Source organism: Blastococcus sp. SYSU D00922, assembly GCF_054050495.1.
In genome coordinates this window covers 1-11900 of record NZ_JBJGZL010000007.1, presented here as the reverse complement: position 1 = coordinate 11900, position 11900 = coordinate 1, and the positions used below count along the sequence as shown (strand labels likewise).

Genomic DNA, 11900 nt, shown 5'->3' with positions numbered 1-11900 from the left:
AACCCGTTTGGCGGGTCGGGGAGAATGGTGACGTGAGTTCTCCCTCCCCCGCCGGTCCCTTCGCAGCGCTCCCCCCGCAGGTCGACCTGCCGGCCGTGGAGCAGCGGATCCTGCAGCGCTGGGAGGAGGGCAAGGTCTTCGACCGGACGCTCGAGGCGTCGGCCGGCAAGCCGCAGTGGGTCTTCTACGAGGGCCCGCCCACCGCCAACGGCCGGCCGGGCACCCACCACATCGAGGCGCGCGCCTTCAAGGACGTCTTCCCCCGCTTCAAGACGATGCAGGGCTACCACGTGCCGCGCCGCGCGGGCTGGGACTGCCACGGCCTGCCGGTGGAGATCGCCGTCGAGCAGGAGCTCGGGTTCGCGGGGAAGCCGGACATCGAGCGGTACGGCATCGCCGAGTTCAACGCCCGCTGCCGCGAGTCCGTCGAGCGGCACGTCGACGCCTTCTCCGACCTCACCCGGCGCATGGGCTACTGGGTCGACATGTCCACGGCCTACTGGACGATGGACCCGGCCTACATCGAGAGCGTCTGGTGGTCGCTCAAGCAGATCTTCGAGAAGGGCCTGCTGGTCGAGGACCACCGCGTCGCGCCCTACTGCCCGCGCTGCGGCACGGGCCTGTCCGACCACGAGGTCGCCCAGGGCTACGAGACCCTGACCGACCCGTCGGTCTACGTCCGGCTCCCCGTCACCGACGGCGAGTGGGCCGGCAAGGCCGACCTGCTGATCTGGACGACGACGCCGTGGACGCTGCCGTCCAACACCGCCGTCGCCGTGCACCCCGACGTCACCTACGTGGTGGCCCGGAACGACGCCGGCACGTTCGTCGTCGCCGAGCCGCTGCTGACCGCCGTCCTCGGTGAGGACGCCGAGGTGCTCGCCCGCACGACCGGTCGCGACTGGGAGCGGGTCCACTACCAGCGGCCCTTCGAGCTGGTCGAGTTCCCCGAGGGGGACGCCCACTACGTCGTCCTGGCCGACTACGTGACCACCGACGACGGCACCGGCCTGGTGCACCAGTCCCCCGCGTTCGGCGCCGAGGACCTCGCGGTCTGCCGCGGCTACGGGCTTCCCGTGGTGAACCCGATCGACCCGTCCGGGCACTTCCTCCCCGAGGTGCCGCTGGTCGGCGGGCACTTCTTCAAGGCGGCCGACGCCGCCCTCGTCGAAGACCTGAAGAACCGCGGCGTCCTCCACCGCGAGCTGCGGTACGAGCACAGCTACCCGCACTGCTGGCGCTGCCACACGCCGCTCATGTACTACGCGCAGCCGTCCTGGTACATCCGGACCAGCCAGATCAAGGACCAGCTGCTCGCCGAGAACGAGAAGACCAACTGGTACCCGGAGAGCATCAAGACCGGCCGCTACGGCGACTGGCTGAACAACAACGTCGACTGGGCGCTGTCCCGCGACCGCTACTGGGGCACCCCGCTGCCGATCTGGCGCAACGACGCCGACCCCACGCGGATGGTCGCCGTCGGCTCGCTCGCCGAGCTCTCCGAGCTGACCGGCCGCGACCTGTCCGACCTCGACCCGCACCGGCCGTTCATCGACGACGTCACGTTCACGCTGCCCGGCGAGGAGGGCACGTTCCGGCGGGTCCGCCAGGTCATCGACGCCTGGTACGACTCGGGCTCCATGCCGTTCGCCCAGTGGGGCGCGCCGCACCGCAACCGGGCGGAGTTCGAGGCCAGCTACCCCGCGCAGTTCATCGCCGAGGCGATCGACCAGACGCGCGGCTGGTTCTACACGCTCATGGCTGTCGGCACCCTGGTGTTCGAGAAGAGCTCGTACGAGAACGTGCTGTGCCTGGGCCACATCCTGGCCGAGGACGGCCGCAAGATGAGCAAGCACCTGGGCAACATCCTCGAGCCGATCCCGCTGATGGACCGGCACGGCGCCGACGCCGTCCGCTGGTTCATGCTGGCCGGCGGCTCGCCGTGGTCGGCCCGGCGGGTCGGGCACGAGACGCTGTCCGAGGTGGTCCGGAAGGTCCTGCTGACCTACTGGAACACCGCCAGCTTCTTCACGCTCTACGCGTCGGCCAACGGCTGGGATCCGGCGGCCAGCCCGGCGCCGGCGGCCGCCGAGCGGCCGCTGCTGGACCGGTGGGCGCTCGCCGAGCTCGCGGCGGTCACCGACGGCGTCACGACGGCCTTGGAGGACTTCGACACCCAGGGCGCGGGCCGGCTGATCGCGCAGTTCGTCGACGACCTGTCCAACTGGTACGTCCGCCGCTCGCGCCGCCGGTTCTGGGACGGCGACCCCGCCGCCCTGGGCACGCTGCACGAGGTGCTCGACGGGCTGACCCGCCTCATGGCGCCGTTCACGCCGTTCGTGACCGAGGAGGTCTGGACGCGGGCGGTGCTCCCCGGCCTCGGCGCGGACGCCCCCGACTCGGTGCACCTGGCGGCGTGGCCGGAGGTGGACGGCGAGGCACGGGACGACGCCCTGGTCGCGCAGGTCGACCTCGTGCGACGGCTGGTGGAGCTCGGCCGCTCCGCGCGCACCTCGGCCAAGGTGCGCACGCGCCAGCCGCTGGCCCGCGCCGTCGTCGCGGCGCCGGGCTGGACGTCGCTGCCCCGCGACCTGGTCGCCGAGGTGGCCGACGAGCTGAACGTGGCCGAGCTCGCGGAGCTCTCCGCCGTCGGCGAGCTGGTCGACGTCAGCCTCAAGGTCGACTTCCGCGCCGTGGGCCGCCGGCTGGGCAAGCAGGTGCAGGCGGTGGCGAAAGCCGTCGCCGCGGCCGACGCCGCGGAGCTGACCGCCGCCTACCGCGCCGGCACCGCCGCCGTCGAGGTCGACGGCACCAGCGTGCCGCTGGAGGAGGGCGACCTGGTCGTCACCGAGACCCCTCGGGAGGGGTGGACGGTGGCCAGCGGGGGCGGGCTCACCGTCGCCCTGGACCTCACGCTCACGCCGGAGCTGGAGCGCGCCGGGCTGGTCCGCGAGGTGGTCCGGCTGGTGCAGGAGGCGCGGAAGTCCAGCGGCCTGGAGGTCAGCGACCGGATCGCCCTCTGGTGGACCGCCGACGGCCCGGTCGCCGAGGCGCTCGCCGAGCACGGCGACCAGGTCGCCGGCGAGGTGCTCGCCTCCGCCGTCCACGCGAGCACGGCCGGCGAGGGCGCAGGCTTCGAGGGGCCCGAGGGTCTGCGCTTCTGGGTGGCGAAGACCTAGCCCGCGGACTTCTTCTCGCGGGCCCGCTGGGCGAGGTTGCGGTCCGGGGCGCACACGGCGCACGGCGTGAAGCCGTCGGTCCGCGCCTCGTCCAGGGGCAGCGGGATCGGCGTGTGCCCGGAGAGGTACCGGCACCCCGGCAGGTGGTAGCGCGGGTGCTCGTCGACCACGAGCACCTCGTCCTTGAGATCGACCACGATGAGCAGGTCGGTGACCTCGACCTCCTCGACCGACGGGTCGCCCTGCTCGGCGACCGGCTCCTCCACGGCCGTCTCGGTCGCCGACGCGGCCGTGGCGCCCGCCGGCGCGGCGGCGCCCTCACCCGTCTCCGCGGCGGGTGCCGTCGGCGTGGCCGAGGTGGTCGCGCGCTCGGCCGGCGAGGTGGCGGGCGCCTTCGCCGGAGCGGTGGCGATCTGCCGCCGGGCGACGAACAGCAGCACCGCGGCCACCACGCAGGCGGCGACGCAGCCCCAGTAGAGGGCGGTCACCCCGGTGAGCACGCCCCCGACGAAGAGTCCGAGGCCCGCGAGCACGAGCAGGCCGGCAGCCAAGATCACGCTTGCGACTGTAGGGCGGATCGCGGTCGTCCACCCCTCGGCACGCGACAGGGCCCCCGGACGGTGTCCGGGGGCCCTGTCGGTGTGCTGTCGGAGCGGCTGCGCGTCAGGCGGGGGCGTGCTGGTTCTGCCGACCCGCGGCCGCCGGCTCGGCGGAGCCGCGGCTGTCCAGGTCGCGCAGGTGGGACTCGAGGTAGGACCGCAGGCGGGTGCGGTACTCGCGCTCGAAGGTCCTCAGCTCCTCGATCTTGCGCTCCAGGCTGCTGCGCTTCTCCTCGAGGGTGCCCATGACCTCGACGTGCCGGCGCTCGGCGTCCTGGTCGAGGGCCGCCGCCTTGGCGCGGGCCTCGCGCTCCATGGTCTCGGCACGCGTGCGCGCCTCGCCGACCATCGACTCGGCGCGGTGCTTGGCCTCGGTGACCATCTGCTCGCTCTTGGCGCGCGCATCGGCCATCAGCCGCTCGCTGTTGGTCTTCGCACCGGTGAGCATCTGCTCGGCCTGGGCCTTGGCCTCGTTGACGTAGCGGTCGGCCGTCTCGGTGGCCAGGGCCAGCATCCGCGACGCGCGGGCGCTGTCGTCCTCGCGCGGCTGCTGCACCGGCGGCGGGGGCGCCGCGACCGGCGCGGGCGCCGGGACCGGCGCCTCCTCGACGCGGGCGCCGCCGCGGCCGACGGCCGCGCGCAGCTCGTTGTTCTCCTCGATGAGGCGGGCGAGCTCGGCTTCCACGACGTCGAGGAAGGCGTCGACCTCGTCCTCGTCGTAGCCCCGCTTGCCGATGGGCGGCTTCTTGAAGACGACGTTGTGCACGTCGGCAGGCGTGAGTGGCATCGGGGTCACCTCGGGTCGGACGGCGGGAACAGGGACGTTCTCGGACGAGCGGCGGCGGGCGCCGCCCGGTCCACGGCCCTGGCCCGGATGGGTTCAGGAGTCACGCGGCAGCGGCGGCGAGTGAGGTCGTGAGGCCACGGAGGAACAACACGGCGATCAACAGCACCATAAACCCGAGGTCCAGTCTGATGGACCCCAGGTTCAGTGGTGGGATGACCCGGCGCACCGCCTTGAGCGGCGGATCGGTGGTCGTGTACACGACCTCCAGACCCGCGGCGACGATGCCCGAGGGCCGCCAGCTGCGCGCCAGCACCATCACCCAGTCGACGACGAACCGCGCGAACAGCAGGACGAGGAAGACGAGCAGCACCGACGAGACGATCTGCCAGAAGAGAGCCACGGTCCTCGTTCGTTCGGGGCACTGCGCGTGCCGTTGCCACAGTCGCGCGAGTTCCCCTCACGCGTGCCTCAGGACTGGTTGAAGAACCCGCCTTCGCGGATCCGCGCCTTGTCCTCGGCCGTCACGTCGACGTTCTGCGGACTGAGCAGGAAGACCTTCGCCGTGACGCGCTCGATACTACCGCGCAGTCCGAAGGACAGACCCGCGGCGAAGTCGACGAGCCGCTTCGCGTCGGAGTCGTCCATCTCGGTGAGGTTCATGATCACCGGCATCCCGTCGCGGAACCGCTCACCGATGACCCGCGCCTCGTTGTAGGTGCGCGGGTGCAGCGTGGTGATCCGGTAGGGCTGCGGCGCCGGCGCCGGGGCGGGCTCGGCCACGACGGCGACCGGCTCCCGGACGGCGAGCTTGGCGGCGGTGGCACCCACCGGGCCGCTGCTCATGGCGGAACCGCCGGCGGAGCTCCCCATTGCGCTGACCCGCGAGGGGCCGGCACCGGCGGGCGCCAGGCCGATCGGGCGGGCGGCGCGCTCGCGGCGGGCGGGCAGGGCCTCGGGCTCGCGGGCCGGGGGCAGGTCGTCCTCGAGGTCCTCGTCGGCGTAGCCGGCGGCGTACTCGTCGTCGTAGCGGTCGTCGTACCGGTCGTCGGCGTAGCGGCCGCCGTACCGGCGGTCGTGGTCGGTGTGCTCGGACTGACGGGCGTCGTACCGGCCGTAGGCGCGGGCGTCGTCGTCCTCGACGAGCCCCAGGTAGATACCCATCCTCCGCATGGCTCCAGCCATCGGACCTCCCCCTCTGCTGGCGTTCTCGGTGTCGCGTCCGCACGGCAGCTCTGGGCCGTCCGTGGCCCGTGTTACCGGTGTGACTCGTGAGGCTGGTGTGCTCGATCTTCACCGCAGGGTAGGGGCCGGTCCCCGAAGAGCGCGGTTCCGACACGCACGATCGTCGCGCCGGCTGCGATCGCCTCCTCGAGGTCCCCGCTCATGCCGGCGGAGATCTCCACCGCCCCGGGGTGGTCGTCACGGACGCGTGCGGCCAGGGCGGCGAGGCGGTCGAACGCCGGCCGCGGTTGCTCCCCGCGCGGCGCCACCGCCATGAGGCCGCGCAGCCGCAGCCCGGGCAGCTCCGCGACCGCGTCGGCCAGTGCGGGCACCGTGGCCGGATCGGCACCGCCACGCCGGCCCAGCTCGCCCTCCGGCCCGCCGAGGTCGACCTGGAGCAGGACGTCGACCACCCGCCCGCTCCCCTCCCCGGCGCGGCTCAGCGCCTCGGCCAGGGACGTGCGGTCGACCGAGTGCACCACCGCGCCGAGACGGGCCACGGCGGCCGCCTTGTTGCGCTGCAGCTGGCCGATGAAGTGCCAGCGCAGGTCGACGTCGGTCAGTTCGGCCGCCTTCTGCAGCAGCTCCTGGGCCCGGTTCTCGCCGAAGGCGTGCTGCCCCAGGGCGGCGAGGGCGCGGACGTCGGCGGCGGACCAGGTCTTGCTCACCGCCAGGAGCGCGACCGAGTCCGGGGCGCGGCCGGCCGCCCGTGCCGCCGCGGAGATGCGGGCCCGGACCGCGCGCAGGTTCTCCTCCAGGCCGGCCACGTGCTGATCCTCTCAGTCGAGCCAGACGAGCCCGGCCTGCCGGCCGGTGACGCCGTCGCGCCGGTGGGAGAACAAGGTCGGGTCCTCGACGGTGCAGCGCGGGTCCTGCACCACCTCGGGGATCCCCGCCCGGCGGAGCACCTCCGCGACGCCGGCCCGCAGGTCCAGGCCGGCGGTCCCGGCGCGGGTCGGCACCGCCGCCGACGGCGCGACCCGCGCGACGTCGGCCTGCATCTGCGCGGGCACCTCGTAGCAGGCGCCGCACACCGCCGGCCCGAGCAGGGCGGTGACGTGGCGGGCGCGCGCACCGAGGCTCGCCATCGCCGACAGGGCCGCCGGCAGCACGCCCTTCCGCAGGCCCTCGCGACCGGCGTGCACGGCGGCCACCACGCCGGTCTCGTGGTCGGCGAGCAGGACCGGGACGCAGTCGGCCACCAGGACGCACAGCACGAGCCCGCGGGTCGCCGTCACCAGCCCGTCGGTCGCGGCCACCGGCGCGCCCTGCGGTCCGTCCACCACCGCGACCCCGGTGCCGTGGACCTGCTGCATCCACACCAGCCGGTCCTCCGGCACGCCCAGCTCCCGGGCGACGCGGCTCCGGTTGGCCGCGACGTCGGCCGGGTCGTCGCCGACGTGGTCACCGAGGTTGAACGACTCGTACGGGGAACGGGACCGGCCGCCCCGCCGGTCGGTGACGACCCGTCGGGGTCGCACCGCCGGCGGAGCGGCCGGTGTGTCGCTGCGCGTCATGGGTCCAGCATGACGGTGGTGCCTCAGCCCTTGAGGAACTCCGGGATGTCGAGCTCTTCCTCGAAGTCCTCGCTGGACAGCGGTCGCCGGCCGGCGACCGGACCCGGGATCGGCGGGAGCGGGGGCACGGTGATGCCCCCACCGCCGGCCGCGGGTGCCGGGCGGGACTGCGCCGCGGGTGCCGGCGCGGCGGCCGGAGCGGCCCCGTTGGCCGGCGCCGGCGCGGCGGCCGGCTGGGCCGCCTGGGCAGTCTGCGGCACGACCCGGCGCTCCCCCGCCGGCTGGTTCGCCGCCGGGGTCATCGGCCGCCGGTAGGGCGGCAGACCGGCCGGTGCGGCCGCGGGGGCGCCACCCGGCGCCCCGGTGACCACGCCGGCGGCACCGGCGTCCTTGCGGGCGCTGGGCCGGCCGCTGTCGAAGCCGGCGGCGATGACGGTCACCCGGACCTCGTCACCCAGGGCGTCGTCGATCACGGCGCCGAAGATGATGTTGGCGTCGGCGTGCGCGGCGTCGGACACCAGCGACGCGGCCTCGTTGATCTCGAACAGGCCGAGGTCCGACCCGCCGGAGATCGACAGCAGGACGCCGTGGGCGCCCTCCATCGAGGCCTCCAGCAGGGGGCTGGCGATGGCCTGCTCCGCGGCCAGCAGCGCGCGGTTGTCGCCGCGCGCGCTGCCGATGCCCATGAGCGCCGACCCGGCCCCGGACATGACCGACTTGACGTCGGCGAAGTCCAGGTTGATCAGGCCGGGCGTGGTGATCAGGTCGGTGATGCCCTGGACACCGGAGAGCAGCACCTGGTCGGCGGTGCGGAACGCGTCCATGACGCTGACGTTCCGGTCGCCCAGCTGCAGCAGCCGGTCGTTCGGGATCACGATGAGCGTGTCGCACTCGTTGCGCAGCTCCTCGATGCCCGACTCGGCCTGCACCGCGCGCCGCTTGCCCTCGAAGGCGAACGGGCGGGTGACGACGCCGATGGTCAGGGCGCCGAGCTTGCGCGCGATGGACGCCACGACGGGCGCGCCACCGGTACCGGTGCCGCCGCCCTCGCCCGCCGTCACGAAGACCATGTCGGCCCCCTTGAGGACCTCCTCGATCTCCTCGCGGTGGTCCTCGGCGGCCTGGCGGCCCACGTCGGGCTGGGCGCCCGCGCCCAGGCCGCGCGTGAGCTCGCGCCCGACGTCGAGCTTGACGTCGGCGTCGCTCATCAGCAGCGCCTGCGCGTCGGTGTTGATCGCGATGAACTCGACCCCCTTGAGGCCGACCTCGATCATGCGATTGACCGCGTTCACCCCGCCGCCGCCGATGCCGACGACCTTGATGACCGCTAGATAGTTGTGCGGAGGTGTCATGCGGCGCTCCCCAACTGGACCCTCATCCTCAAGTTCAGCCTTACAGTTATGTCAACTCGGTCGACGAGGACGAAGTTAGGTGCGGCGAAGAGGGCGACACAAACACCCTCCGGGGGTCGGCGTGTCGGTGAGAGCGGATCGCACCGAACACTGGCGACCCGTTGGTCACATGAGCACCACTAGCTGTGACGACCCGCCCCGTGAACGTCTCATGCCAGGGTCGAGACCCTGTGAGGTCCCTGGGACGGGAACCCGGAAAGAGAAGTTGCGTGTCGGGCGTGTCGCGCCCTTCCGCGTGTCGGTCGGCGTGGTCGCCGGCAGCGGTGCGCAGGCGCGGGGACACCCCGCGTGACCTGGGCACTCCCCCGCCGCCGCGCGGCGGCGGTCAGCGGAGGACGACGGCGTCGGGTGTGCTGACGTCGATGGTGCCGGCCGGCTCCAGGGCACCGGTCCGGATCTGCTCGACCAGCCCCTCGAGCGCCGCGGACTTCGCCCGCGACTCCGACGCGTCCCCCCACCGGACGACGGTGCCGTCGGACAGGGTCAGGGTGATGTCGTCGGGGCTCGCGGCCGCGGCCGCGCCCACCTGCTCGCGGACGTCGGACGGCAGCGAGGCGATGGCCGCGATGCCCGCCCGGGTCGCGGGGTCCTCGGGGCCGGGCGCCGCGACGTCGAGGGGCACCACCCCCTCCGGGGTCTCCCCCGTGACCATGTCGAAGAGCACGCCGTCGGCGTCGACCAGCGACCGCCGGCCCGGCTCGCCGACGACCGCGACGGGCACGCGCTCGACCACGGTGATGACGACGCTGTCGGGCCAGTCGCGGGTGACCTCGACCGACGCCACCTGCGGCAGCCGGGCGACGCGCGCCTCGGCGGCGGCGACGTCCACGCGCAGCAGCGGCGTCCCGGATCCGATGCCGGCCGCCTCCTGCACCTGCTCGGCCGGCAGCGTGACCAGCCCGTCGACGTCCACGGCGCGGACGGCCAGCACGGGACCGGCCAGCAGCAGCCAGGCCACCACGGCGACGGCCGCCACGGCCCCGGCCAGCTGCAGGACGCGGCGCCGCCCGCGCGGCCGCCCACGGCGGCGGGCGATGGGAGTGACCGGAGCCGGGGGCCGGCGGGGCGTCGACCGCCGCTTGTCGGCGTGCCGGTCGGCGACCGGCCGCTCGGCCCCCTTCCCGCGGCGCGACCGCGCGGTGCGGTCCCGCGTCGTCGAGCCCGACCGGCTCACCGGTCGTGGCCCGCCGCGTCGTCCGCCGTCGCCGCGTCCCCGCCGGTCGTGCCGCGGAGCGCGGAGAGCACCTCGGGTCCCACCATCGACACGTCGCCCGCGCCCATGGTCATCACCAGGTCGCCGGGGCGGGCACGGGCGGCCAGCGCCGGCGCGGTGGCCGACCAGGAGGGCTCGAAGAGCACCCGCCCGGCCGGCAGCGGCACGGCGTCGGCCACCATCGCGCCGGTCACGCCGGGGACCGGGTCCTCGCGGGCGCCGTAGACGTCCATGACCACCACCTCGTCGGCCAGGCCGAGGGCCTCGCCGAAGCCGGCGGCGAACTCCTGCGTCCGGCTGTAGAGGTGCGGCTGGAAGGCGACGACCAGCCGCCCGTCCCCGGCGACCGCGCGGGCGGCCTTGAGCTGGGCGGTCACCTCGGTCGGGTGGTGGGCGTAGTCGTCGTAGACGCGGACCCCGCCGACGACGCCCTTGAGCTCGAACCGGCGGTGCACCCCGCCGAAGCGGCCGAGGCCCTCGATCAGGTCGGCCGCCGGCAGGCCGAGCTCGAGACCGGCCAGCAGGGCGGCGGCGCTGTTGAGCGCCATGTGCTCCCCGGGCACGCGGATGCGGACGCGCCCGAGCTCGGTGCCGTCGAGGGTGGCGGTGTAGCTGGTGGCGTCGCCGCCCACCTCGAGCGCGGTGAGCCGCAGGTCGGCGTCCTCGGCGAAGCCGTAGGTGCGCAGCCGGGCCGGCGTGGGGACGCCGCGCAGCCGGGCGGCGCCCGGGTCGTCGGCGCAGACGACGACGAAGCCCGCGGGGTCGACGGTCTGGAGGAACCTGTCGAAGGCGGCCTCGACCGCGGCGAGGTCGCCGTAGTTGTCGAGGTGGTCGGCCTCGACGTTGGTGACGATCGCGCCGTAGGGCGCCAGCAGCAGGAAGGACCTGTCGCTCTCGTCGGCCTCCGCGACGAAGACGTCGCCCTCCCCCGCGTGGGCGTTGCTGCCGGACTCGTTGAGGTCGCCGCCGATCGCGAACGACGGGTCCACGCCGCACGCCTGGACGGCGACCGTCAGCATGGACGTGGTCGAGGTCTTGCCGTGCGTGCCGGCCACCGCGACGCTGCGCCGCCCGGCCATCACCGCGGCCAGGGCCACGGCGCGGGGCAGCACCCGCAGGCCGCGCTCGCGCGCAGCTGCGAGCTCGGGGTTGTCCGCGCGGATCGCGGTGGAGACGACCACGGTGGCGGCGTCGCCGAGGTTGGCGGCCTCGTGCCCGACCGAGACCCGGGCGCCGAGGGCGCGCAGCGCGAGCAGGGTCGGGGTGTCGCGCCGGTCGCTGCCCGAGACGCGGACTCCCCGGGCCAGCAGGATCCGGGCGATCCCGCTCATCCCGGCACCGCCGATGCCCACGAAGTGGACGGCGCCCAGCTCGTCGGGCGTCGGCACGGGGTCGCTCCACGCCGCGACGTCGGCGGCGCTCATCGCCCGCTCCCCCGCGACCCGGCCGCCTCGACGACCAGGTCGGCCAGCCGCTCGTCGGCGTCGGGCACACCGGCGGCGGCCGCGTGCCGCGCGTAGCCGGCGAGCGCGTCGGGGCCGGTCAGCAGGGGCACCAGGTGCGCGGTGATCCAGTCGGCGTCGAGCTCGGCGTCCTCGACCAGCAGGCCGCCGCCGGCGTCCACGACCGGCAGCGCGTTGCGCCGCTGCTCGCCGTTCCCGATGGGCAGCGGCACGAAGGCCGCCGGCAGCCCGACGGCCGACAGCTCGGCGACGGTCACCGCCCCGGAGCGGCACAGCGCGAGGTCGGCGGCGGCGTAGGCGAGGTCCATCCGGTCCAGGTAGTCGACGAGCACGTAGGGAGCACTACCCGACGGGCGGGCGGGGACAGTCACGTGGGTGTTCTTCGGCCCGGGGGGGGGGCGGCCCCCCCCCCCCCCCCCGGGGTGGGCCACCCCCCCCGCCCCCCCCGCCCCCGATAACCTGTGTGGCCCCACCCTACCCCCCCAAAAAACAAACGTGGGGCGCGCGGC

At 74.6% G+C, this 11900-nt stretch carries 11 protein-coding genes; 1 reads left to right on the top strand and 10 read right to left on the bottom strand.

Annotation, left to right across the window (positions count from 1 at the left end; all coding sequences use genetic code 11):
• Positions 1 to 32: 32 nt before the first annotated feature.
• Positions 33 to 3179 carry an isoleucine--tRNA ligase gene (gene ileS, locus ACI78T_RS11625; RefSeq protein ID WP_456558252.1) on the top strand — a complete coding sequence of 1049 codons (3147 nt, stop codon included), beginning with the start codon at positions 33 to 35 and terminating at the stop codon, positions 3177 to 3179.
• Here the strand turns inward: ileS and ACI78T_RS11620 are convergent.
• The 10 genes from ACI78T_RS11620 to ACI78T_RS11575 form a co-directional block, all read right to left on the bottom strand.
• Complete coding sequence (locus ACI78T_RS11620; protein WP_456558251.1) at positions 3176 to 3736, bottom strand: hypothetical protein; 561 nt, start codon at positions 3734 to 3736, stop codon at positions 3176 to 3178. The genes ileS and ACI78T_RS11620 overlap by 4 nt on opposite strands.
• 106 nt (positions 3737 to 3842) lie before the next feature.
• Positions 3843 to 4565 (bottom strand): DivIVA-like cell division protein Wag31, encoded by a 723-nt coding sequence (wag31, locus tag ACI78T_RS11615; protein ID WP_456558250.1) that lies wholly within the window; start codon positions 4563 to 4565, stop codon positions 3843 to 3845.
• Between the two features lie 100 nt (positions 4566 to 4665).
• Entirely contained in the window at positions 4666 to 4965 is a 300-nt protein-coding gene (locus ACI78T_RS11610) for a YggT family protein (protein ID WP_456558249.1), read from the bottom strand.
• A 68-nt stretch (positions 4966 to 5033) separates the two neighbouring features.
• On the bottom strand, positions 5034 to 5726 hold the full coding sequence (locus tag ACI78T_RS11605) for a cell division protein SepF (RefSeq protein WP_456558248.1): 693 nt from the start codon (positions 5724 to 5726) through the stop codon (positions 5034 to 5036).
• A 92-nt stretch (positions 5727 to 5818) separates the two neighbouring features.
• Positions 5819 to 6553, bottom strand: coding sequence for a YggS family pyridoxal phosphate-dependent enzyme (locus ACI78T_RS11600; RefSeq protein ID WP_456558247.1), 735 nt, complete (start codon positions 6551 to 6553; stop codon positions 5819 to 5821).
• 12 nt (positions 6554 to 6565) lie between these two features.
• Positions 6566 to 7303 carry a peptidoglycan editing factor PgeF gene (gene pgeF / locus ACI78T_RS11595; RefSeq protein WP_456558246.1) on the bottom strand — a complete coding sequence of 246 codons (738 nt, stop codon included), beginning with the start codon at positions 7301 to 7303 and terminating at the stop codon, positions 6566 to 6568.
• A 23-nt stretch (positions 7304 to 7326) separates the two neighbouring features.
• Positions 7327 to 8655: a cell division protein FtsZ gene (gene ftsZ / locus ACI78T_RS11590; RefSeq protein ID WP_456558245.1), complete on the bottom strand. Its 1329-nt coding sequence runs from the start codon at positions 8653 to 8655 to the stop codon at positions 7327 to 7329.
• Between the two features lie 385 nt (positions 8656 to 9040).
• Complete coding sequence (locus tag ACI78T_RS11585; RefSeq protein WP_456558244.1) at positions 9041 to 9889, bottom strand: cell division protein FtsQ/DivIB; 849 nt, start codon at positions 9887 to 9889, stop codon at positions 9041 to 9043.
• Positions 9886 to 11352: a UDP-N-acetylmuramate--L-alanine ligase gene (gene murC / locus ACI78T_RS11580; protein WP_456558243.1), complete on the bottom strand. Its 1467-nt coding sequence runs from the start codon at positions 11350 to 11352 to the stop codon at positions 9886 to 9888. The genes ACI78T_RS11585 and murC overlap by 4 nt, the downstream gene beginning before the upstream one ends.
• Positions 11349 to 11762 (bottom strand): glycosyltransferase, encoded by a 414-nt coding sequence (locus ACI78T_RS11575; protein ID WP_456558242.1) that lies wholly within the window; start codon positions 11760 to 11762, stop codon positions 11349 to 11351. The genes murC and ACI78T_RS11575 overlap by 4 nt, the downstream gene beginning before the upstream one ends.
• Positions 11763 to 11900: the final 138 nt, after the last annotated feature.